This window comes from Streptosporangium sp. NPDC000563 (assembly GCF_040299985.1).
In the GTDB taxonomy this organism is placed as follows: Bacteria; Actinomycetota; Actinomycetes; order Streptosporangiales; family Streptosporangiaceae; genus Streptosporangium.
This window is the reverse complement of record NZ_JBEPDA010000005.1, coordinates 1-21,416: the sequence shown is the minus strand read 5'-3', so window position 1 is coordinate 21,416 and position 21,416 is coordinate 1. Positions and strand designations below refer to the sequence as shown.

The following is a 21,416-nucleotide window of genomic DNA, read 5'->3' as shown; positions in this document are numbered from 1 at the left end:
ATGCCCCGTGAAAACGACCGTGGACCCGACAAAGGACAAAGGAGGCGCCGCCATGGCGCGCAAACTGGTACTGCTCACCTACGACATCCGGCCCGGATCGGACCTGACCGAGTACGCCGACTTCACCCGCTCGGTGGACTACCCCGCCTTCCGCCAGAACCCCGGCATCCAGGACTACGCGAACTACGTGGTGAGGAGGAACGTCCGGGGCGAGGAGAGCTTCCGGCACTTCGACCTCATGTTCGTCGACGACCTCGACGCCTTCCACGCCGACGGGAAGCTGCACTTCGGCGACCCGGTCATCCTCGACCACGCCGCTCGCTGGCGGGCCAAGTGGGGGCAGGACGAGGCCACCGGCTGGCGTGCGAACGTGAACATCAGCTACGCGGACGAAATCTAGGGGTGAGCGACTCCCCGACGTCGCGTCGGGCGGTCGTCCTGGCCGTGCTGCTCGGCATGACCTACATGTATCCCGCCTACCTGGTGGGCACCCTGGGCGTGGCGATCCGGCACGACATCGGCCTCGACAGTGCGGGCCTCGGCCTCACCGTCAGCGTCTTCTACGTGGTCGGCGCGGTCGCCATGTCCCCGGGCGGCCGGATCGCCGACCGCGTGGGCCCGCGCAGGGCCCTGCGGTTGTCGGCGGTCATGACCGGCCTCTGCCTCGTCGGGGTGGCCGTGTTCGGCGGGTCATGGGCCGGACTGCTCGCCGCGCTCGCCGTGGGCGGGATCGGCTCGGCGGTCGGCGCCTCGATCGGCACCGTACTGATCGTCGAAAACGTGCGGGCGTCTCGGCGGCCGATGGCGTTCGGCCTCGAACGGTCGTCGATCCCGGCCTCGACGCTGGTCGCCGGGCTGTCGCTGCCGCTGCTCGCCACCGTGATGCACTGGCGGCTGGTCTTCCTCGTGGGCGGTGTCGCGGTCGCCGCGCTGCTGCTGATGCGGGTGCCCGGCACTCCTGCTCCGGCCTCGGCGGGACGTCCCGCGCGGGTGAAGCTGACGCCGCTGATGCCCCTGTTGCTGGTCACCGGCGCGTTCCTGCTGGGTTCGGCCGCCGCGACCGCGCTGAGCAGTTTCTTCGTGGACTACGGCGTCACGCTCGGCCTGTCCCCGTCCTTCGCGGGCATCGCGCTCGCCGTGAGCAGCGCGGTCATCATCGCCGTGCGGCTGACCCTGGGCCGTACCAGGTACGGCCGTCTCACGGTCGCCGCGATGATGGCGCTCGGCGGGGTCGGGTTCCTGCTGTTCATTCCCGGCGACCGGGGGTTGTTCCTGGTCGGCACGCTGGTGGCCTGCGGCGCCGGCTGGGGCTGGACCGGCCTGGTCGCCCTCACCGTCGCAGAGACCTACGCCACCATGCCGGGCGCCGCGTCCGGCGTCGTGCAGTCGGGCGGCGCGGCCGGGGGCATTCTCGGGCCGCTGCTCGTGGGAGCAGTGGCGCAATATCACTCGTACGCCGCCGGCTGGTTGCTGGCGGCGGCGTTCTGCGGGCTGGCCGCACTCCTCGTGCTGGTCAACCGGGCCGCATGGGAGGCGACCTGATGAACTTCACCACCCTCGATCATCCGCCGACGTCGTGTGACGTGCTGGTCGTCGGCAGCGGCGCGGCCGGGCTGACCGCCGCCTGCAGGGCCGCCGACGCCGGACACCACGTCGTCGTCGTGGAACGGGCCTCCGTGCTCGGTGGCACCACCGCCGTGTCGGGCGGCGTGATCTGGGCGCCGGGCAACCACCTCGCCGACGCCGACAGTGCTGCCGACGGTGCCACAGACGGTGCCGCCGACGCCCTGCGCCACCTCGTCGCGGTCACCAGGGAGACCGTGCCGCGCGCTCGCCTGGAGTGGTTCCTGCGCACGATCGGGGAGGCCGTACGCTACCTGTGCGACGAGACCCATGTGGACCTGTTCGCCCTGGAACGCCCCGACTACCGGGCCGATCTGCCCGGTGCCAGGCGCGGGGGCCGGGCCCTGGACAACCGGCCGTTCGACGTCACCGCGTACCCGGGACTGGAGCGTCTGCTCCGGCCGCCCACCTATCTGCCCTGGCTCACCATGGCCGAACGGGAGCGGGACACCGGCGCCGACCTCGCCGCGCTCGACCGTGAGCGCCGCGACCGGGGGGTGCGCACGCTGGGCGGGGCGCTCGCCGGTTCGCTCGCCGTCTCCGCCCGCGCCCGCGGTGTGGAGTTCCTGCTCGGTGCCCGCGCCGTCGGCCTGGAACGGTCGGGCCGGTCGTGGGACCTCACTTTCGAGGACTCCGGTCACATCACCGCGCGCCGGGCTGTCGTGCTGGCCGGCGGCGGCTTCGAGTGGGACCCGGCGCTCCAGCGGGCGTTCCTGCCCGCCCGGCTCACCCCGATCGGGGCGCCGGGCAACGAGGGGGACGGCCTGCTCATGGCGTTGCGCGCCGGGGCGGCGGTCACCGACCTGACCGCCTCGTGGGGGGTGCCCGTGTTCTGCGACCCCGAGGCCCGCTACGACGGACTGCCCACCGGGCGGCTCGCCACCGTGGAACTGACCAGGCCGGGATCGATCATGGTCAACGGCTCCGGCCGCCGGTTCGCCGACGAGACGGGGAGCTACCACGACCTGACGAAGGTGTTCCGCGAGACCGACCCCGCCACCGGCGCGCCCCGGCACGTCCCCGCCTGGTTCGTGTACGACGCCGTTCACCGCGCCCGGTATCCGGTCGCGGGCGGCCCTCCCGGAGGCACCCCCTCCTGGGCGGTCACCGGTTCGACGCCGCACGAACTCGCCGACGCCTGCGGTATCGACGCGTCGGCCCTGGCCGAGACGATCGCGGAGTTCAACGCCGACGCCCTCGCGGGCGCCGACCGGAGGTTCGGGCGCGGTCCCGCGTCCCTCGCGCCGCTGGCGGAAGGGCCGTTCACCGCGGTCCCGGTCGTTGCGGGCACCCTCGGCACCTGCGGCGGCGTGGTCACCGACGACCACGGGCAGGTCCTCACCCCCGGCGGGACCCCGGTGGACGGCCTGTTCGCCGCCGGGAACGTCTCCGCGAGCGTCTTCGGCGACCACTACCCGGGGGGCGGCACCTCCCTGGCCGCGGCCGTGGCCCGCGCGTACGCCATCGGGGCGGCGCTCGGAGGAGGGGGACGGCGTTGACCGTACCAACTGCCTTGACATACTCTCTGAGCGGACCGGCGTTCGCTATAGCGGAACAAGGAGTGATGGTGGAAGACGGACCTCTGACAGGTCTGCGGGTAATCGACGTGTCGACCATCCTCGCCGGCCCGCTCTGCTGCCAGATCCTCGGTGACCAAGGTGCCGAGGTCGTGAAGGTCGAGCACCCGGTCGCCGGGGACGGCATGCGCGGCCACGGTCCTTCCAAGGACGGCGTCCCGCTCTGGTGGAAAGAGATCTCCCGCAACAAGCGCACGATCGGACTGAGCCTTTCCGTTCCGGAAGGCGCGCAGCTGTTCCTGGAATTGGCGAAGACGGCCGACGTCGTCGTGGAGAACTTCCGGCCGGGCACCCTCGAACGCTGGGGCGTCGGGCCCGAGACGCTCCACGAGATCAACCCCCGGCTGGTGATCGTCCGGATCACCGGTTTCGGGCAGGAGGGCCCCTACGCGGCCCGCCCCGGGTTCGGCACCCTCGCCGAGGCGATGAGCGGCTTCGCCCACCTCACCGGCGAGGCCGACGGCCCCCCGACCCTCCCGGCGTTCGGGCTCGCCGACAGCATCTGCGGCATCGCGGCCAGCTCGGCGACGATGATGGCGCTCTGGGCCCGGGAGCGGACCGGCCGGGGCGAGGTCGTCGACATCAACCTCCTCGAACCGATCATGACCGCGGTCGGCCCCCACGCCACCGTCTACGACCAACTCGGCGTGATCGGCCGCCGCCAGGGCAACCGATCGGGCAACAACTCCCCGCGCAACACCTACCGCTGCAAGGACGGCGGCTGGGTCGCCATCTCCACCAGCGCCCAGAGCATCGCCGAACGGGTGATGACGCTGGTCGGCCACCCCGAGGTGATCGCCGAACCGTGGTTCGCCTCAGGGCGGCAGCGGGCGGCCCACGCCGACCTGCTCGACGCCCACGTCGGCGGCTGGATCGCCGAACGCACCCGCGAGGAGGTCATGGCCGAGTTCGAACGGGTCGGCGCCGCCGCCGCACCCGTGTACGACGCCCGCGACCTCGCCGAGGACCCCCACGTGACCGGCACCGGCATGCTCACCCGCGTTCCCGACGAGGACCTGGGCTCGGTGCTGATGCACAACGTGATGTGGCGGATGCCCGGCGCCCCCGGGCGGGTCCGCTTCACCGGCCGGCCCCTGGGCGCCGACACCGACGAGATCCTGCGGGAGCTCGGGCTCGACGCCGCCACGACCGCCGACCTGCGGGTACGCAAGGTGATCGCATGACAGGCGCCGGATCCACCGGTGTGAGGACCGGAAACCGCACCGCAGACGCCGGGACCACCGAGGTGAGGACCGGAGACCGCGCGACAGACACCAAAACCACCGGCGCGAGCGCCGGAAACCACACCGCAGACACCGGGACCACCCGTGTGAGGACCGGAAACCGTACGACAGACGCCGGGAGCACCGGCGTGAGCACCGGAAACGGAAGGCCAGGCGACGTGAGCGGCACCGCTACCACCGACCCGCTGCTACAGGCGGTCCGCGACGGGGTCGGCATCTACGACCTGGGCCGTCCGCTGACCATCGGAATGCCGCAGTCACCGAACCACCCACCCTTCTGGCACACGCTGCCCCGCCGCCACGGCGACATGGTCCGTGCCGACGGCGGCTCCGCCGCCAACGACATGATCAGCATGGGCACCCACGTCGGCACCCACATCGACGCCTTCGCCCACGTCTCCCACGACGGCCGCCTCATCGACGGCTCCGACGCCCTCGCGGCGAGCAGCGGAGGCCGGTTCGCCGAGCTCGGGGCGCACACGATCGCCCCGATGGTGCGGCGCGGCGTGCTGCTCGACGTGCCCGCCGCCCTCGGCACCCCCGAGGGCTGCGAGGCCGGTTACGAGATCACCCCCGACGACCTGGAGAAGGCGGTCGCGAGACAGGGCACCCCCCTGGCCTCCGGAGACGTGGTGCTGGTGCGCAGCGGCTGGGGCCGCCTCTTCGGCGACCCCGACCGGAACGTCTACATCGGCCGCGACTCGGGCGTACCGGGTGTCGGCGAGGCGGGCGCGACCTGGCTCGCCGACCAGGGCGTCCACGCGGCGGGCGCCGACACGATCGCCTTCGAATGCCTCAAACCCGGCAGCGGCCACAGCGTGCTCCCCGCCCACCGGGTGCTCCTGGTCGAACGCGGCGTCTACATCATCGAGACGCTCGACCTGGAGGGACTCGCCGCCGCGGGGGTGCACGAGTTCACGTTCGTGCTCGCCCCGCTGCCCATCTTCGGCGCCACCGGCTCACCGGTCCGTCCGCTGGCGGTGGTGGGCCGTGGGTGAGCCGATCCTCGCGGCCGAACTCGCCAGGTTCGCCGCCGCCACCCTGAGCGGGCAGCCGCCCGCCGACGTGATCGCCAGCGTACGGCAGCGGGTGCTCGACGTGCTCGGGCTGTGCGTGGCCGCCTACCGGCTGCCGACCAGCGTGGCCGCCTCCGGCTACGCCGCCGACCAGGGCGGGCGGCCCGAGGCGTACGCCGTCGGGGTCGCCCAGGCGCTGCCCGCCGCGCAGGCCGCGTTCGCGAACGGCGTGCTGGCGCACTCGCTCGACTACGACGACACCCACCTGCCGTCGGTGCTGCACCCGAGCGCCGGGGTGATCCCGGCCGCGCTCGCCGCCGCGCAGGCCTCGGGGGCCTCGGGCGCCGACACGGTCGCGGCGATCGCGGCCGGACTGGAGATCACCGTCCGGCTCGGCATGGCCGGCTACGACACCACGCTCGGCAACTCGGTCTTCTTCGAACACGGCCAGCACGCCACCTCCATCTGCGGCACGATGGGCGGCGCCGCCGCGGCGGCCCTGCTCATGGGCCTGGGCGAGGACGGCGTACGCGACGCGCTGGGCGTCGCCGCCTCGTTCGCCTCGGGCATCATCGAGGCCAACCGCACCGGCGGCACCGTGAAGCGGCTGCACTGCGGCTGGGCCGCCCACTCGGCCGTCACCGCCGCGTCGCTGGTCGGGCGGGGTTTCACCGGTCCGCCGACCGTGCTGGAGGGCCGGTTCGGCTTCTTCGAGGCGTTCATCCGCGACGACAAGACCGACCTGTCGCAGGTGCTCGACGGACTCGGTGACCGCTGGGCGGTGCCGGGCGTCTTCTTCAAGCCCTACCCGGCCAACCACTTCACCCACACCGCCATCGACGCCGGGCTCGCGCTGCGCGCGCGGGGCCTGCCGCTCGACCGGATCGAGCACATCGAGCTCCGGGTGCCCTACGCGGTGATCCGCACGATCGGCCAGCCGATCAGCGGCAAGCGCGCCCCCGAGACCGGCTACCAGGCCCAGTTCAGCGGCCCCTACGCGGTGGTCGCCGGGCTCGTCGGCGGCTCCGGCCTCGGCGTGGGACTGGACGACTTCACCGACGACCTCGCCAGGGACCCGTGGCGACGGGCCCTGATGGCGAAGGTCGACGTCGTCGCCGACGAGCGGTGCGACGAGATCTACCCCCACCAGTTCCCGGCCGTGGTCCGGGTGCGCACCGACGACGGCCAGGAGTGGACCGAGGAGGTGCTCGCCAACCGGGGCGGTCCGGCCAGGCCGCTCTCGGACGCCGAGCTGTCGCGCAAGTTCCGGGAGAACGTCTCGGGCCGCCTGCCGGACGAGGCCGCGGAGACCGTCCGCGACCAGGTGCTCGCACTCGACCGGCTGCCCGGTGTCGCCGACGTGCTGCGCCCGCTCACCCACCTCGAAGGAGTCTCCCTGTGACCTCGTTTGACCTGATCATCAAGAACGTCCGGGTCGTCCACCACGACCACGCCGAGCCGGTGGACGCCGACATCGCGGTGCTCGACGGGCGGATCGCCCGCGTCGCGCCCGGCATCGACCCGGCCGAGGGCCGCGAGGTGGTCGACGGCGGCGGACGGCTCGCCTTCCCCGGCGTCGTGGACGCCCACCAGCACTGGGGCATCTACAACCCGCTCTCGGTGGACACCGAGACCGAGAGCCGCGCCTGCGCGCAGGGCGGCGTGACCTCCGCCCTGACGTACATGCGCACCGGGCAGTACTACCTCAACAAGGGCGGGGAGTACGCCGAGGTCTTCCCCGAGGTGCTCGCCGCCTCCGACGGCAGGGCCTTCGTCGACTACGCCTTCCACCTGGCCCCGATGATGCGCCGCCACATCGAGGAGATCCCGTCACTGGTCCGCGACCACGGCGTCACCTCGTTCAAGGTGTTCATGTTCTACGGCAGCCACGGCCTGCACGGCCGCTCGGCCGACCAGAACTCCTTCCTGATGATCCCGGAGGGCGAGCGCTACGACGTCGCCCACTTCGAGTTCGTCATGCGCGGCATCCAGGCCGCCCGCCAGAGGTTCCCCGACCTCGCCGAGGAGATCTCGCTCTCGCTGCACTGCGAGACGGCCGAGATCATGACGGCGTACACGAAGATGGTCGAGGAGGAGGGCACCCTCACCGGTCTCGCCGCCTACAGCGCCTCCCGCCCGCCGCACTCCGAGGGCCTCGCCGTCAGCATCGCCTCCTACCTCGCGCACGAGACCGGCCTGCCGACGATCAACCTGCTGCACCTGTCGTCGGCGAAGGCGATGGACGCCGCCCTGCGCATGGCCGACGCGTTCCCGCACATCGACTTCCGCCGCGAGGTCACCATCGGCCACCTGCTGGCCGACATCACCACCGCGAGCGGCATCGGCGGCAAGGTCAACCCGCCGCTGCGCCCCCGCGAGGACGTCGAGGCCCTGTGGGGCCACGTGCTCGACGGCAAGGTCGACTGGGTCGTGAGCGACCACGCCTGCTGCCGCGACGAGCAGAAGTTCGGCGACCCCCGCGAGGACGTCTTCGTCGCCAAGTCGGGCTTCGGCGGCGCCGAGTACCTGCTGCCCGGCCTGGTCACCGAGGGCTCCAGGCGCGGTCTCGGCTACGGCGAGATCGCCCGCCTGCTGTCCTGGAACCCCGCCAGGCGGTTCGGCCTGCGCACCAAGGGCGCCGTCGCCGAGGGCCTGGACGCCGACTTCTGCCTGGTCGACCCCGACTCGACCTGGACGGTGCGCGCGGCCGACTCCGAGTCCACGCAGGAGTACACCCCGTTCGAGGGCTTCGAGCTCACCGCCCGGGTCACCGACACGTTCCTGCGCGGCCACCGGGTGCTCGCCGACGGCAAGGTCACCGGCAGCCCGCAGGGCCGCTACCTGGCCAGGCCGACCGGCGCATGACCCCGCGCAGCTACCTCTACGTCCCCGCGGACCAGGAGGACAGGCTCGCCAAGGCCGCGGGTCGCGGGGCCGACGCGCTCATCCTCGACCTGGAGGACGCGGTCGCGCCCGGGGCGAAGGCCGCCGCCAGGAAGAACGCCGCCGCCGCGATCCCGCGACTGCCCGGCGAGGTCTGGGTACGCGTCAACGCCGACACCCCGAAGGCGGACATCGCGACGGTGGCCGTACCGGGGCTGAAGGGGATCGTGGTCCCGAAGGCCGAACCGGCGCTGCTGGAGCTCGCCGACGCCCTGCTCACCGAGGCCGAGACGGCCCGCGACCTCGCGCCGGGCACGTTCGCCCTGCTCGCGCTGATCGAGTCGGCCTCCGGCGTCGTTCAGGCCGAACGCGTCGCGGCGTCGCCCCGGGTGGTACGGCTCGGCGTGGGGGAGGCCGACCTCGCCGGTGAGCTGGGGCTGCGCCCGGGTCCCGGGCGCGAGGAACTCTGGCCGATCCGGTCGCGGATCGTCGTCGCGTCGGCGGCGGCCGGGATCCTGCCGCCGGTCGGCCCGGTCGAGACCGCCGTCCGCGACACGGAGGCGCTGGTGGCGGGCACCCGGACCCTGCTGCGGCAGGGGTTCCGTGCCCGCACCGCGCTGTCGCCCCGCCAGCTCCCGCCGATCAACGAGGTCTTCACCCCGTCGCCCGAGGAGCTGGAGGAGGCCCGCGACCTGGTCCGCCGCCTGGCCGAGACGGGCGGCGTCGCGCTCGACGCCAGGGGCCGGTTCATCGACGCGGCGGTCGCCAGGAGCGCCCACGAGGTGATCGGACGCGCGGAAGGGGCCTGAACGGCCGGTGGGTCAGGCTCGGCGCTGGGCGTCCTCGAGATAGCGCAGGACGGCGGTGACGCGCCGGTCCGCCCGGTCCGCGGGCGCGAGGTCGAGCTTGGCGAAGATGCTGCGGATGTGCTTGTGGACGGCGCCGTCGGTGACGAAGAGCCTCTCGGCGATGGCGGTGTTGCCCAGTCCTTCGGCCATCAGGGCGAGGACGTCGCGTTCGCGGGGACTGAGGCGCTCCAGCCGGTCGTCGGACCGGGTGCGGGCGAAGAGCTGCGCGACGACCTCGGGGTCGATCGCCGTGCCTCCCTCGGCCACCCGGTGCAGCGCGTTCAGGAACTCGTCGACGCGTCCGACCCGCTCCTTGAGGAGATATCCGAGGTGGGCGCTGCCCTGGGCGAGCAGCTCGGTGGCGAAGGCCTGTTCGACGTACGCGGACAGCACGAGCACGGCCAGGCCGGGTCTGCGGCGCCTCGCCTCGACGGCCGCGACGATCCCCTCGTCGGTGTGGGTCGGCGGCATCCGGACGTCGACGATGGCGACGTCCGGCTCGTGGGCGTCGACGGCGGTGAGGAACCCGTCGGGGTCGGCGGCGGTGGCCACGACGTCGAGCGACTCCGCGCGCAGCAGCAGCGCGAGTCCTTCGCGCAGCAGCGGGTCGTCCTCGGCGATCACGATCCGCATGGCAGGCTCACCTCAAGGACGGTGGGCCCGCCGGGAGGACTGGTCAGCATGAGCGTCCCATCATGTGCTTCGGTACGGCGGCGGATGCCGACGAGCCCGGACCCGCCGTGCTCGTCGGCTCCCCCGCGGCCGTCGTCGGTGATCTGAAGGTGCAGCCGGTCGTCGCGGCGGCGGACCCTGACGGTGGCGTGCCCGGCATGGCTGTGCCTGGCGATGTTGGTGAGCGCCTCGGCCACCACGAAGTAGGCGGTGGCCTCGACGGAGGCGGCGCAGCGGCTGGGAAGGTCGGCGTCGAGCCGGCAGGGCACCGGGCAGGTGGTGACCAGCCCGGTCAGCGCGTCGACGAGGCTCCGGTCGGTCAGCACCGGAGGCAGGATGCCGCGGGCGACCGCGCGAAGCTCGGCGAGCGCCTGCTCGGCGGCGTCCTGGGCACGGTCGAGGATGGCCTCGGCGCCGGACGGGTCGCGCGCCAGCGCACGACGGGCCGCGCCGAGCAGGACGGTGACGGCGACGATCCGGTTCTGGGTCCCGTCGTGCAGCGACCGTTCGATCCGCCGCAGCTCGGCGGCGTGCGCGTCCAGCGCCGCCGCGCGGGTCGCGGTGAGCTGCGCGACCCGCAGCGCGAGGTCGGCGCCAGGCCCGGCCGACAGGAGCCGCCGGCCGGGCCACGCCTGCAGCCGCGCCATCCCCGGTATGAGGAGCACGGCGAGGACGATCCAGCCCAGGCCGAGCAGGCTCACCCCGAGGGCACCGGGCAGATCCCGTACGGTCCAGAGCCCCATGGCCGAGGTGGCCGCCTCCTCCGGAGGCAGCAGCCGCCACCACAACGGGAAGGTGGTGTTGGTCACCGCACTGAAGAAGATCGTGAGACCGGCCAGGCCGAGGAACAGACCGAGGGTCGAGTGGACGACCACCCAGCCCAGCTCCCGGCGCGTGGCCGGATCGGCGAGGGCGGCACGCAGGCCGGGCGGCACCGGCCCCGGACCGATGATCTCCGGACCCCAGCGGGAGAGCCTCGCGCGCTCCCGGTCGGCGACGGCCCGCAGCCCACGCAGCGCGGTGGGTGCCAGAAACACGCCCACGCCGACGAGGCAGGCGAGCGCGGTGGCGGCGAGCAGCAGGAAGGCGACGAGGGCGAGGACCGTGGTGCCCAGCCCGCCGACGAGGTGTTCGAACGCGTCCAGGACGGTGCGGGCACGGGCGAACACCGCCGACTTGCGGCCGGCCGGGGACTCGTGGATCGGCATTCACACCTCCTCGGCCAGACGATAGGGCACCGTTCTGGACGCCGTCAGGTCGCGGGCCGAGAAGTACAGCCTGCTGTACCTCGCCTGTCTCGTCGGCGGGATCGCCGGGAGCGGCGGCGGTTCGTAGCGTCGGAGCATGACGAACGGTTCGACCAAGGAGCACGCCGTGACCGACCCTTCCCACCGCGTTTCCGACACCTTCGAGACGCCGCCTTCGACGCGGCCCGCCGACGCCCGGGGTGGCGTGGTGCGTCCCGTGCTGTGGGCTCTGCTGATGGTCGGCGTGGTCTGCAACATCGTGACCTCCACCTCCGACCTCAACGTTTTCATCGGAATCGGGTTCGGGACGATCGTCCTGGCGTGTGCCGCCGCGCTGGTCACCCACCACTACCGGCACCGGCGCTGACGGGCGCCGGGGACGAGGGGGCGAACACCGCGCCGTTCGCCTCCGGCCCGGAAGGCAGACCGTCTCCGGGACACCGCCCCGGTCGCAGCCTCCGTCTCAGGGGGAACCGGGCAGCCCGGCGCTCGCCGTCTCTCCGGCCCGGACGGTGACGCCGTCGCGGTAGACGCTCGGGCTCACGCCCAGGACGCGCTTGAACGCCGAACTGAAGCCGAACGCGTCGGAGTAGCCCACCCTGCGCGCCACCGTGGCGACCGTCGCGGCGGGTTCGGCCAGCATGTCGGCGGCGAGTGCCATCCGCCACTCCGTCAGGTACGTCATCGGCGGCTCGCCCACGAGTTCGGTGAACCGCCTGGCCAGGGTGGTGCGCGAGACGCTCGCGGCGGTGGCGAGGGAGGCGAGCGTCCACGGCCTGGACGGGGCCTCGTGGATGGCGCGCAGGGCCGGGCCGACCACGTCGTCGTTCAGGGCGGTGTACCAGCCGGGACTCACCGCCTCCGGCCGGTCGAACCAGTCGCGCAGCGTGCACACCAGCAGCCAGTCGAGCAGCCGGTCCAGCACGATCTGGTGCCCCGGGCGACCGGAGAGGAGTTGCGCCTCCAGGTAGGCGCCCATGCTGCTGCAGTCATGATCGTCCGGTACGACGAGCACGGGGGGCAGCACCCTGACCAGGCGGCGGGCCACCTCGCCGTTCACCCGGTACGACCCCGCCAACAGGATGGTCTGGCCGGTCAGGTCTCCGGCGACGGCCCTTTCAGGGGAGACCTCCCGGGCAGGACGCGGTGCGTCGGTGTCCGCGACGACGAAGGGCTCCGGCCCGCGCACGATCGCCGCCTCGCCAAGTCGCACCTGCCGGGCGTCGTCTCCCCGGACGATCCACCCCTCGCCGCGCAGGGGGACGAGGAGTGTCAGAGAGGGACCGTCGGCGAACCTGAGCGCCCACGGCGGCGACAGCACCGACGCGCCGAAGACGGCCCCCTCGCCGCGAACCCCCCGCAACAGGTCGTCGTACGGGTCCATGGCGCCCACGATAACCGGACGATCGCACGGGTGCGGCGCACGCCCGGTGGCCACGACGGGACGATCGGACAGGTGCGGCGTACGTTCGGCCATGTGCGGGCGGCTCCCCGCGCGGTTGGCTCTATGGCATGAGAGAGATCCTGATTCTGGGCGCGACCGGCAAGACCGGCCGCCGGGTGGTGCGGCGACTGCGCGCGGAGGGGGAGCGGGTGCGGCCCGTCTCCCGTTCCAGCGAGGTTCGCTTCGACTGGTCCGAGCCCGCCACCTGGGAGAACGCGCTGCACGGCGCCGAGGCGGTATACCTGGTGGCGCCCGACGACCCCACCCCGATCCGCGACTTCGTCGAGAGCGCCACGGACGTCAAGCGTTTCGTGGTGCTGTCCGGCCGGGGCATGGACCAGGTCGGCGAGGACTTCGGCCAGGGCATGGCCGCAGCGGAGCGGGCCGTCCGCGACTCGGGGGCGGAGTGGACGATCCTGCGGGCGAACAACTTCAACCAGAACTTCGACGAGGACCTGTGGCACGCGCCGCTGCGGGCGGGGAGGCTGGCGTTGCCGATCGGCGAGGTGCCCGAGCCGTTCATCGACGCCGACGACGTCGCCGCGGTCGCCGTGGCCGCGCTGACGGGGGACGGGCACGCGGGGCTGACGTACGACCTGTCGGGTCCGCGCGGGGTGACGTTCGGCGCGGCCGTCGAGATCATCGCGCGGGCCGCGGGCCGGTCCATCGAGTACGTCGAGCTGACCCCGGAGGCATACCGGGCCGAACTGCTCGCGGAGGGATATCCGGAGGTCGCGGCCGACGCGCTGAACACCCTGTTCGCCCTGCACCGTGCCGGTCACACGGCCGAGCCCGTCGACGGGGTCGAGCGGGTGCTCGGCCGTCCTCCGGTCGCGTTCGAGGACTACGCGGCCCGGATCGCCGCCACCGGCGCCTGGTCGTGACCTCCCGTCAAGGTCGTGGTCTCGGGTGGCCGGTGCGGTGGGGGCGCGCACCGGGTGTCCCCACCGCGCACCGCCGGACACGCGGTGGGGACTTCCGTCGCGCGTCCGGCGGTGGGTGAAACGGCGCGGTGCCGGGGCGGTGCCGGGGCGGTGAGAACGCTTACCGTCCCGGCGGTGCCCCACTGAGAACCGGTGAGAACGCTTACCGCCCCAGTGGTGTCTCGGTGAGAACGCTTACCGTCCCGGCGATGTCCCGCGGGTGGTCAGCCTCGCCGCCACTTCTGGTTGGCGCCGCCGTTGCACTCCCACTGCTGCAGCGGGGTGCCGCTGCCGCCGAAGCCGGTGACGTCCACGCACTTGTTGGCCTGCGGGTTGACCAGGTCACCCGCGCCGCTGAGGACGAACTGCTGCGCCGGGTTGCCGCTGCAGGTGGCGAGCTGGATGGCGGCGCCGTTGGCGGTGGAGCCCCAGGCCACGTCCATGCAGAGGCCGAAGGCGCGGACGGTGCCGTCGCCGGGGAACGTCCAGTTCTGCGCGGCGGTGCCGTTGCAGTCCCACAGCTGCAGGCGCTGCCCGTCGGCGGCGTTGCTGCCGGGTACGTCGATGCACTTGTCCTGCCAGCCGATGAGCCGTCCGCCGCCCCCGCCGGTGGTGGTCAGGGTGAGGCCGTACGCGCCGAGGATCTCGTTGACCGGCTGGTAGAAGGTGGTACCGCCGGTCGAGCAGTTGCCGGAGCCGCCGGAGGTGACGCCCTGGGCCTGGTCGCCGGTGATCCAGGCGCCGCCCGAGTCGCCGCCCTCGGCGCAGGCGCTGGTCCGGGTGAGCCCGTGGACCAGGGATCCGGAGTAGTTCACGGTCACGTTCTTGGCCTGGATGGTGCCGCAGCGCCAGCCGGTGGTGCGCCCGGACCGGCAGATGGAGGAGCCCACCACGGCTTCCCGGGAGCCCGCCACGGCGACGTTGCCGCCGCCGTAGTTGTTGACCCACGGGCGGGGTGTCCAGTTTCCGTTGGTACGGACCCAGGCGTAGTCGTTGTCGGGGAACGACGAGCCGGCGAAGGTGCCCTGGCTCACGTTGTTGTAACCGAGGGTGGGGCTGCCGGTGCGGCCGCAGTGCCCGGCGGTGACGAAGCCGCCGTTGTTGACCGCGAAGCCCACCGAGCAGAGCGTGTTGCCGTTGATGACGTACTGGTCGCCGCCGCGGATGTCGTACAGGGGTTTGGGCGCCTCGTCGACGGAGATCCGCACCTCGGCGGCGTCGACGGCGCCCGCCCTGACGAAACGTTCGGCGGCGGCGCGGTCGGCCGCCGACACCGCCACGGTGTTCGCGGCGACGTCCACGTACCAGCTGTGGATGTCCTTGCCCGCGGAGTCCGCGACTCGGTCGAGCGCGGCCTTCGTGGTGGCCAGTTGCCTCTCGCTGCGTGGCACGGACACCGGCAGCGCGCCCGCCGCGCGGACGAGGTCGGCGTCCTCGCGGTTCAGGACGCCGACGCTCAGCCGCCCTTCGCCGGGGGTGAACCACGCGCCGGCGAACCGGTCGGCGAGACGGGTGCGAAGCTGCCGCTCCACCACGGCCGCCCCGGCCTCGTGGGCCTGGCGGACGCGGGCCTGCGTGGGGGTGAGGCCGAGGTCTCGCCGCAGTGCCTGTTCGGCCGTGGCCGCCTTGGACGGGTCGGGAGCGGGGTCGGGTATCGCGGCGGCCTGCGCGGTCGGGGACGGGACGACGAGCGCGGCGGCGAGTACCGCCACGCTGGTCAGCACGGTGAATCTCACGACTGGTCCTTGAGGGGTGGGGGGAGGGGGACGAGGCGTGAGAGCGCTCTCTCGAAAGAAACTTTACATTTAAGGCAAGGTAAGTCAATACAAGATCTGACGCGATCTGACTGAACATGACAGGAAAGCGCGGCGTCTCGGCACGGCCCGGCGCCGGATACGGACGGGGCGCGTGGGGATCAGGGAACGCTGTGGTGCGGGGAGGGTCGCAGGGCGTCCAGCAGCGCCTCGGGGGTGTCGGTGAAGAAGCGGATCGTGGTGGCCTCGGCGCGACCGCCGAGGGGACGGACCACGGTGACCGGCTCGGTCGGCTCGACGACCACGTTGGTCCGGGTGGACACCCCGACCGGCGCGGCGAGTTCGCCGATTCGCATGCCCTCATTAGAAACGTTGACGCTACGACAAGGTCAAACCCGCGCTCAATACTTAAGTATCTGCTTGACTATTTCTCTTTCGCGCCCAATACTTAAGTACATGCTTAACCAAGATGGTTCGCTGGATCGGGTGTTCCAGGCGCTCGCGGACGCGACGCGGCGCGAGATGGTCGAGCGGCTGGTCCGCGGGCCCTCGTCGGTGAGTGAGCTGGCCCGGCCTCTGGAGATGTCGCTGCCGGCGGTGATGCAGCACCTGCAGGTGCTTGAGGCGTGCGGTCTGGTCCGGACCGAGAAGATCGGAAGGGTCCGCACCTGTCACATCGAGCCGGACGTGCTGCGGACGGCCGAGAGCTGGTTCGCCGGGCAGCGCACCACCTGGGAGCACCGGCTCGACCGGCTCGGCGACCTGCTGAACGAGTGAGCCGGGATGTCGAAACCCAGAACAACCGGAATGACCGGAACGACCGGAACGACCGGAACGACCGGAACAAGGAGAAGATCATGACCGATGGTTCTGTCACGCATGCCACGTTCACCCTGGAGCGGGTGTACGGCGTCGCCCCCTCCCGGGTGTTCGCCGCCTGGGCCGACCCCGTGGCGAAGGCCCGGTGGTTCGCCGCCCCCGACGGGAAGCACGACCTCGACTTCCGGGTCGGGGGCAAGGAGGTCAACCGAGGTGGACCGGAGCACGGTCCGGGCATGACGTTCGAGTCCTCGTACCAGGACATCGTCCCGGACGAGCGGATCGTCTACACCTCCACCCTCTCCGTCGGGGATGATCTGGCCACGGTCTCGTTCACCACGGTGGAGTTCGTCCCCGAGGGCACGGGCACCCGGCTGGTCCTCACCGAGCACGACGCCTTCCTCGACGGCCACGAGAAGCCGGAATGGAGGGAACGCGGCACCGGCGAATGGCTCGACGCGCTGGAGGGGGAACTGCGGCGGCAGGGCTCGTGACCACGGGCACGGCCGGTGACACGAGCGGCCGGTGTTCGGCGCGGCCTCGGCGGTCGCGCGCGACGCCCTCACCGCCGGGCTCGACGTCACCGTCACCGTCACCGTCACCGCCGCCGTCGCCGGAGTGCCGGTGACGGGCATCGCCGTACTCACCGTCGCCGCGCTGCGGCACATACCTGCCGCGGGCCGCGCCGCCGACGAGGAGTGAGGCCCGTGACGGCTCACCCTCGTCGGCGGCGGACGCCGTCTCTAGAGCTCGCCGCTCTCGATCGCCTGCTTCATCCCGGCCTGGGTCGCCTGGTGGGAGGCGACGCCGTTCTGGAGTACGAAGTCGATCAGCGTGCTGTCCGCGTCGAAGGTGAGGTACTCGGTGACCTTGGTCTTTCCTCCGGAGAGCGCCTCGAAGACGATCTTCTGGTGGGTGACGACGTTGGGCATCGTCCAGCTGTCGGTCTCGTAGTAGAGGGCGGCGGGGTTGATGCGCTGCTGCGCGTGCGTGTTGATGACGACGGTCGAACCCTCGTACGGGAGCTCCTCGACCGCGGTGAAGTCGATGTGGCGCTTGCTGCCCTGCCGGCGGTCCTTGTGGGTGACGACCCGCTTCAGGAACGAGTGCAGGCCGAGGTGGTTGTTGATGTTCGAGTACGCGGGGAACACCCGGTTGACGGGGGCGTCGATGGTGATGGAGATGCTGTCCTGCGCCCGGCTGCGTCCCGATCCCGGGAGGGGCGGCGTGGTCTTGTAGAACTGGTAGGTGTCCCACGCGGTCTGCCACTCGGCGGTGAGCTGGGGATCGCTCTCCGGAGTGCTCGCGTGGGCGGGGGCCGAGAGGGTGGTGAGGACGAGGGCCGTGGCGAGCAGCTGGGCCGCGAGGAGTCGAAGACGCTTCTTCACGTATACCCCAAAGGGGAGACAGTAGGTGCAAGTGATCTTTTATCGCATGTTGTTGTGATCTAGGTACTTTTGCGACGAAGAAGCGAAAAAAACTTTTTTGTGATGTTGTGTGCGGATGAGGGACAGGCGTACCTCGACGGTGAGGGCTCGTGACCCCCGATCCGCGTAGACGGAGGAGAGGCCGACGTGGCTCCTCCATGGTGATCAGGGCCGGTCAGGGCCGATCGGGGCCGATCGGGTGCCGGTCAGGTGCGTTCCTGCCGGGGCAGGACCACCTCCCGCAGGATGAGCAGGACGGCCGCGGCTATCGGGATGCCGAGCAGCGCGCCCACCACGCCGAGCAGCGCGCCCCCCAGCAGGGCGCCGACGATCGTGGCGAGCGGCGGCACGTCGACCGAGCTCTTCATCACGGCCGGGGCGATCCAGTAGTTCTCGATCTGCTGGTAGATCGTGAAGAAGACGATGCAGACGATCCCGACGGTCGGAGAGACGAAGAATCCCACCAGGGAGGCGATCCCCGCGCCGATGAAGGCGCCGACCAGCGGGATGAGGTCGGTGATCGCGACGATCAGCGAGAGCGCCAGGGCGTACGGGACCTCCATGATGCTCAGGAAGATGAAGGTCGTCACACCGGCGATGAGCGAGATGATCAGGTTCCCGGCGACGTATCCGCCGATGCTGTCGATGATCTGGTCACCGAGCAGGGTCGTGCGGACCCTGCGGCTCCGAGGGACGAGGCGGTAGGCCAGCTTCTTGAGCGACTTCAACGAGCCCAGGAGATAGAGCGTCAGCACCAGCACCGTGAGCGAGTTGAAGACCGCCCCGATGAGGACCGACCCGATGCCGAGCACACCGCCGAACATCTGGGTGCCGAAGTCGCCGCTCGTCACGTACGTCTGAAGTTTCTCCAGCAGCTGGAAGCGCTGGTCCAGATCGCGGATGACCGGGTTGTTCTGCAGCTCCTGGACGTACTGCGGGAGCTGCTCGACGAACTGGGTGGACTGCGTGGTCAGCGGGGGGACCACGGCCAGGCCGAAGACGACGAAGACGAGGATGACGCCCAGGAAGACGAGGGTGATGGCCCACACCCGGGGGACGTTGCGCCGCTGGAGGACCTCGACGGCCGGGTTCAGGCCGATGGCGAGGAAGAGCGAGACGACGATGAGGACCAGCACCGAGCTCGCGGTCGCGATGGCCTGCACCAGCCACCAGGCGGTGAGCACCCCCAGGGCGGCGGTGAAGCCGAACACGAACGGGTTGTTGCTCATCGAGCGTCCGGGACGGCCGAACGGGAGGTTCGGGGTGATTCCCGATGACGGCGCGGCGTCGGGGGACGCGGCCGCGCCGGGGGGCACGGTGACCGCGCTCGCGGGGCCGCCGGGAGCGGGACCGCCGGGAACAGGACCACCGGGAGCGGGACCGCCGGGAACGGGACCACCGGGAACGGGACCGCCGGCATCCGCGGGCGGAGCGGCGGGCAGGACCAGAGGGCCCGCGGAGGTCAGGATCGGCTCGGACGAGACGGATTCGCCGGCTCCGGCCGATGACGCCGGGACACCTCCCGCGCCCGTCTCCGTCGACGGAACGCGGGGGGCGGGCGGGGATGTTTCCGGCGCTGTGGCGCGGTCAGCGGAGGTGGGCTCGGACACGCGCTGCCACTGCCCGTTTCCAGGAAGGTTAGTCGGTCCGCGACCGCCATATTTTCCCTGGTCGCCGTACGGTTTCGAGCACGAAGGGACACCGGGGGCCGCGGGGGCCACAGCGGCCTCTGAGGGGCACCGAGGGGCACGGGGAGACGCTGAGGGCGTCGTCAGGTCATGTTGACGTACTGGCGGGGGCGCAGGGCGTGGTTGCGGAGGGCGGCGAGAGCGGCGGAGCGGCCGGCAGGGGTGAGACGGCCGTCGACGCGCAGGCCGAAGGCGTCCAGGCGCCTGCCCAGCTCGGCGAGCGAGGCGTCGACCTCCAGGGCCTGCCGCTCCGTGCAGTCGATCACGGCGGTGACGTGGTCACGGTCGGCGGGGGCGCCGTCGGCGAGCAGCATCAGCGCCACCTCCCTGGCCGAGGCACGGAAGCCGTTCTCCCCCGGCGAGGGGGCGAGCAGGGCGGCGGCCGCGGCCTCCCAGAGCAGGTCGGTGTCGCCGAGCAGGCGCTCGCCCGTCGAGGTGGTCACCAGGCGCCTTCCGGTCTGGCGTAGCGCGCCCATCTGGTCCTGGGCCACCTCGCGGACGGCCGCGAGTTCCGCGCCGCTCCAGGTGCTCTCCGCGAGCACGGAACGGGCGAGGTTGTGCCGCTGGGTCAGCGGGATGCCTTCCGGGCGGAGCCCCACGGTCAGCAGCCAGCGCAGCGCCCCCAGATGGGCCTCGTCCGGTGCGGGGATGGGCGCGTGTAAGCGCACCTCGAAGGGCTGGGCGAGCTCGCGCCAGGCGGTGCCCCGGCCGAGGACCCAGCGGTTGAGCCGCTCGCCCTGGACCCGGTGCAGCCAGTTGTCGCCGCCCAGCTCGGGGCGGGGCGTGGTGAGCCAGCGGCTGGTGAGCCTCTGCCGCTCGGCCGGACGGGGGACGAGCTCACCGGAGACGATCGCCAGCTCCAGTGCGGCCGAGCAGGCGCCGTGCGCGCCCAGCTCCTCCGGTCCCATGATCGAGCTCCACCGCAGCTCGGGCACGTCGGGCGGGAGCACACCCGTCGCGTCCAGGGCCGACTGGTACGCGGCCATCCCCGCGTCCTCGCCCAGGCGGGCGTAGGTGCGCAGGATCTGGGTGGTCGTGGACGACGAGCAGAGGGCGGCGTAGCGCTCAAGGCCGCCCAGCCGCAGCAGCAGGCCCAGCGCGCGGGCGATCGCGGGGCGGTCGCCGGTGACCTTCGAGGGCAGGGTGTACCAGAGAAACTCGCACACGTTGAGCTCGCTGATCGTCTCCAGCGGCTCGCCGCCGGTCAGCCAGTCGATCGCGCTGCGGGCGTGCTCGGCGGAGGCGGGCTCGGAACGCTCCAGCTCCGACAGGAGGGCGGCCACGTCCGGTGCAGGCATGCTTCGCAGTCTGCCGTATGCGGGCCTGCTCTGACGATGAACGTGACGTAATGGATCCTGCACGGTGCCTACCCTAGGAAATGTCTTCTAAGTGGCTCATACGCGGACGCTCAGATCCAGCCCTTCTTGAAAAGCATCCGTGAACTCCACTCGGCGTACGGGATGATCTCGGCGGTGAGCACCGGGTAGAGCCACCAGAAGTTGACGAGCGCCAGCAGGGCGAAGGCACCCACGACCGCGGCGCCGACGGTCCGGCGTCCCTGCGGGGCGCTCGCCGGGCCGAGGATCAGCCCGGCCACGAGCACGATCGCCAGGATCATGAAGGGGACCATGGGGATCGCGTAGAACAGGAACATGGTCCGGTTGTCGGCGATCGCGTAGTAGAACCAGGGGAGCCAGCCGGCGGCGTAGCCGACGAGCACGGCTCCGGCCCGCCAGTCGCGGGTGGCGACGTACCAGGCGATCATCGCGATGAGGGCCGCGAGCCCTCCGTACCAGATGACCGGCGTGCCGACCCCGAGGACGGCCTGCGAGCAGGTGTCGGTGCCACAGCCGCCCTGGGGACTCTCGTAGAAGAACGCCACGGGGCGTAGCAGCAGCGGCCAGCTCCAGGGGTCGGACTGGTAGTTGTGCGGGGTCGCCAGGCCGGTGTGGAAGCCGAGCACCTGGAAGTGGTAGCTCAGCCAGGAGCGCAACGAGTCGAAGACGAAGAAGGCCGGCCCGTGCGAGGTCGCCTGGCCCCAGTTGCGGCCCCAACCGCCGGCGGAGGCGAACCAGCCCGCCCAGGAGACGACGTAGACGGCGGCGGGCAGCAGGGCGGTGGTGAGCACCGCTCCGGTGAGGTCCTTGCCGAAGGTGCCGGCGTACGGTCTGCGCAGGCCGATGGCTCGGCGGGCTCCGGCGTCCCACAGCAGTGACATGACCGCGAAGGCGATGAGGAAGAAGACGCCCGA

Annotated in this window: 23 protein-coding genes; 13 read left to right on the top strand and 10 right to left on the bottom strand. The window is 71.9% G+C overall.

All coding sequences use genetic code 11. The features are described 5' to 3' along the window. Positions 1–52 precede the first annotated feature (52 nt). The 8 genes from ABT352_RS15135 (at position 53) to ABT352_RS15100 (ending at position 9,152) form a co-directional block, all read left to right on the top strand. Positions 53–400 carry a RedY/HapK family protein gene (locus tag ABT352_RS15135; protein WP_350945413.1) on the top strand — a complete coding sequence of 116 codons (348 nt, stop codon included), beginning with the start codon at positions 53–55 and terminating at the stop codon, positions 398–400. A 2-nt stretch (positions 401–402) separates the two neighbouring features. Continuing rightward, positions 403–1,542, top strand: coding sequence for an MFS transporter (locus ABT352_RS15130; RefSeq protein ID WP_350945412.1), 1,140 nt, complete (start codon positions 403–405; stop codon positions 1,540–1,542). Beyond that, on the top strand, positions 1,542–3,122 hold the full coding sequence (locus ABT352_RS15125) for an FAD-dependent oxidoreductase (protein ID WP_350945411.1): 1,581 nt from the start codon (positions 1,542–1,544) through the stop codon (positions 3,120–3,122). Before ABT352_RS15130 ends, ABT352_RS15125 begins: the two co-directional genes overlap by 1 nt. Before the next feature lie 68 nt (positions 3,123–3,190). Then, positions 3,191–4,384 (top strand): CaiB/BaiF CoA transferase family protein, encoded by a 1,194-nt coding sequence (locus tag ABT352_RS15120; RefSeq protein WP_350945410.1) that lies wholly within the window; start codon positions 3,191–3,193, stop codon positions 4,382–4,384. A gap of 218 nt (positions 4,385–4,602) precedes the next feature. Continuing rightward, positions 4,603–5,442, top strand: a complete 840-nt coding sequence (locus ABT352_RS15115; RefSeq protein ID WP_350945409.1) for a cyclase family protein — start codon at positions 4,603–4,605, stop codon at positions 5,440–5,442. Next, a complete protein-coding gene (locus tag ABT352_RS15110) occupies positions 5,435–6,862 on the top strand; it encodes an MmgE/PrpD family protein (RefSeq protein ID WP_350945408.1) in 1,428 nt (475 codons plus the stop codon). The genes ABT352_RS15115 and ABT352_RS15110 overlap by 8 nt, the downstream gene beginning before the upstream one ends. Beyond that, a complete protein-coding gene (locus tag ABT352_RS15105; protein WP_350945407.1) occupies positions 6,859–8,325 on the top strand; it encodes a dihydroorotase in 1,467 nt (488 codons plus the stop codon). The genes ABT352_RS15110 and ABT352_RS15105 overlap by 4 nt, the downstream gene beginning before the upstream one ends. After that, entirely contained in the window at positions 8,322–9,152 is an 831-nt protein-coding gene (locus ABT352_RS15100) for an HpcH/HpaI aldolase/citrate lyase family protein (RefSeq protein WP_350945406.1), read from the top strand. The genes ABT352_RS15105 and ABT352_RS15100 overlap by 4 nt, the downstream gene beginning before the upstream one ends. Before the next feature lie 12 nt (positions 9,153–9,164). Here the strand turns inward: ABT352_RS15100 and ABT352_RS15095 are convergent, their stop codons facing one another. Genes ABT352_RS15095 through ABT352_RS15085 form a run of 3 tightly spaced genes read right to left on the bottom strand, consistent with a single transcriptional unit; the run spans position 9,165 to position 11,209 of the window. Next, positions 9,165–9,824: a response regulator gene (locus ABT352_RS15095; RefSeq protein ID WP_350945405.1), complete on the bottom strand. Its 660-nt coding sequence runs from the start codon at positions 9,822–9,824 to the stop codon at positions 9,165–9,167. Beyond that, a complete protein-coding gene (locus ABT352_RS15090) occupies positions 9,812–11,071 on the bottom strand; it encodes a sensor histidine kinase (RefSeq protein ID WP_350945404.1) in 1,260 nt (419 codons plus the stop codon). Before ABT352_RS15090 ends, ABT352_RS15095 begins: the two co-directional genes overlap by 13 nt. After that, complete coding sequence (locus ABT352_RS15085) at positions 11,072–11,209, bottom strand: hypothetical protein (RefSeq protein ID WP_350945403.1); 138 nt, start codon at positions 11,207–11,209, stop codon at positions 11,072–11,074. On the opposite strand from ABT352_RS15085, the gene ABT352_RS15080 reads away from it, so the two are divergent. Continuing rightward, entirely contained in the window at positions 11,208–11,477 is a 270-nt protein-coding gene (locus tag ABT352_RS15080) for a hypothetical protein (RefSeq protein ID WP_350945402.1), read from the top strand. The two genes, ABT352_RS15085 and ABT352_RS15080, sit on opposite strands and share 2 nt — an antisense overlap. A gap of 96 nt (positions 11,478–11,573) precedes the next feature. Here the strand turns inward: ABT352_RS15080 and ABT352_RS15075 are convergent, their stop codons facing one another. Continuing rightward, entirely contained in the window at positions 11,574–12,494 is a 921-nt protein-coding gene (locus tag ABT352_RS15075) for an AraC family transcriptional regulator (RefSeq protein WP_350945401.1), read from the bottom strand. A gap of 128 nt (positions 12,495–12,622) precedes the next feature. Between ABT352_RS15075 and ABT352_RS15070 the strand changes: the two genes are divergently transcribed. Next, a complete protein-coding gene (locus ABT352_RS15070; RefSeq protein WP_350945400.1) occupies positions 12,623–13,438 on the top strand; it encodes an NAD(P)H-binding protein in 816 nt (271 codons plus the stop codon). 263 nt (positions 13,439–13,701) lie between these two features. Here the strand turns inward: ABT352_RS15070 and ABT352_RS15065 are convergent, their stop codons facing one another. Continuing rightward, positions 13,702–15,213 (bottom strand): ricin-type beta-trefoil lectin domain protein, encoded by a 1,512-nt coding sequence (locus ABT352_RS15065; protein ID WP_350945399.1) that lies wholly within the window; start codon positions 15,211–15,213, stop codon positions 13,702–13,704. A 179-nt stretch (positions 15,214–15,392) separates the two neighbouring features. Beyond that, the gene (locus tag ABT352_RS15060; protein WP_350945398.1) at positions 15,393–15,587 is read right to left on the bottom strand and encodes a hypothetical protein; all 195 of its coding nucleotides are present in this window, start codon (positions 15,585–15,587) and stop codon (positions 15,393–15,395) included. A gap of 100 nt (positions 15,588–15,687) precedes the next feature. Here ABT352_RS15060 and ABT352_RS15055 point away from each other — a divergent pair, with 100 nt between their 5' ends. The 3 genes from ABT352_RS15055 (at position 15,688) to ABT352_RS15045 (ending at position 16,752) form a co-directional block, all read left to right on the top strand. Further along, a complete protein-coding gene (locus ABT352_RS15055; RefSeq protein ID WP_350945397.1) occupies positions 15,688–16,008 on the top strand; it encodes an ArsR/SmtB family transcription factor in 321 nt (106 codons plus the stop codon). An 80-nt stretch (positions 16,009–16,088) separates the two neighbouring features. Beyond that, positions 16,089–16,544, top strand: coding sequence for an SRPBCC family protein (locus tag ABT352_RS15050; protein ID WP_350945396.1), 456 nt, complete (start codon positions 16,089–16,091; stop codon positions 16,542–16,544). Positions 16,545–16,575: 31 nt separating this feature from the next. After that, positions 16,576–16,752 carry a hypothetical protein gene (locus ABT352_RS15045; protein ID WP_350945395.1) on the top strand — a complete coding sequence of 59 codons (177 nt, stop codon included), beginning with the start codon at positions 16,576–16,578 and terminating at the stop codon, positions 16,750–16,752. Positions 16,753–16,793: 41 nt separating this feature from the next. On the opposite strand, the gene ABT352_RS15040 is transcribed toward ABT352_RS15045, so the two are convergent. The 4 genes from ABT352_RS15040 to ABT352_RS15025 form a co-directional block, all read right to left on the bottom strand. Further along, the gene (locus ABT352_RS15040; protein ID WP_350945394.1) at positions 16,794–17,438 is read right to left on the bottom strand and encodes an SRPBCC family protein; all 645 of its coding nucleotides are present in this window, start codon (positions 17,436–17,438) and stop codon (positions 16,794–16,796) included. A gap of 245 nt (positions 17,439–17,683) precedes the next feature. Then, positions 17,684–19,087: an AI-2E family transporter gene (locus ABT352_RS15035; RefSeq protein WP_350945393.1), complete on the bottom strand. Its 1,404-nt coding sequence runs from the start codon at positions 19,085–19,087 to the stop codon at positions 17,684–17,686. Positions 19,088–19,248: 161 nt separating this feature from the next. Continuing rightward, entirely contained in the window at positions 19,249–20,463 is a 1,215-nt protein-coding gene (locus ABT352_RS15030; protein WP_350945392.1) for a hypothetical protein, read from the bottom strand. A 110-nt stretch (positions 20,464–20,573) separates the two neighbouring features. Further along, the coding region (locus ABT352_RS15025) for a dolichyl-phosphate-mannose--protein mannosyltransferase (protein ID WP_502992867.1) at positions 20,574–21,416 on the bottom strand (843 nt) is incomplete at its 5' end.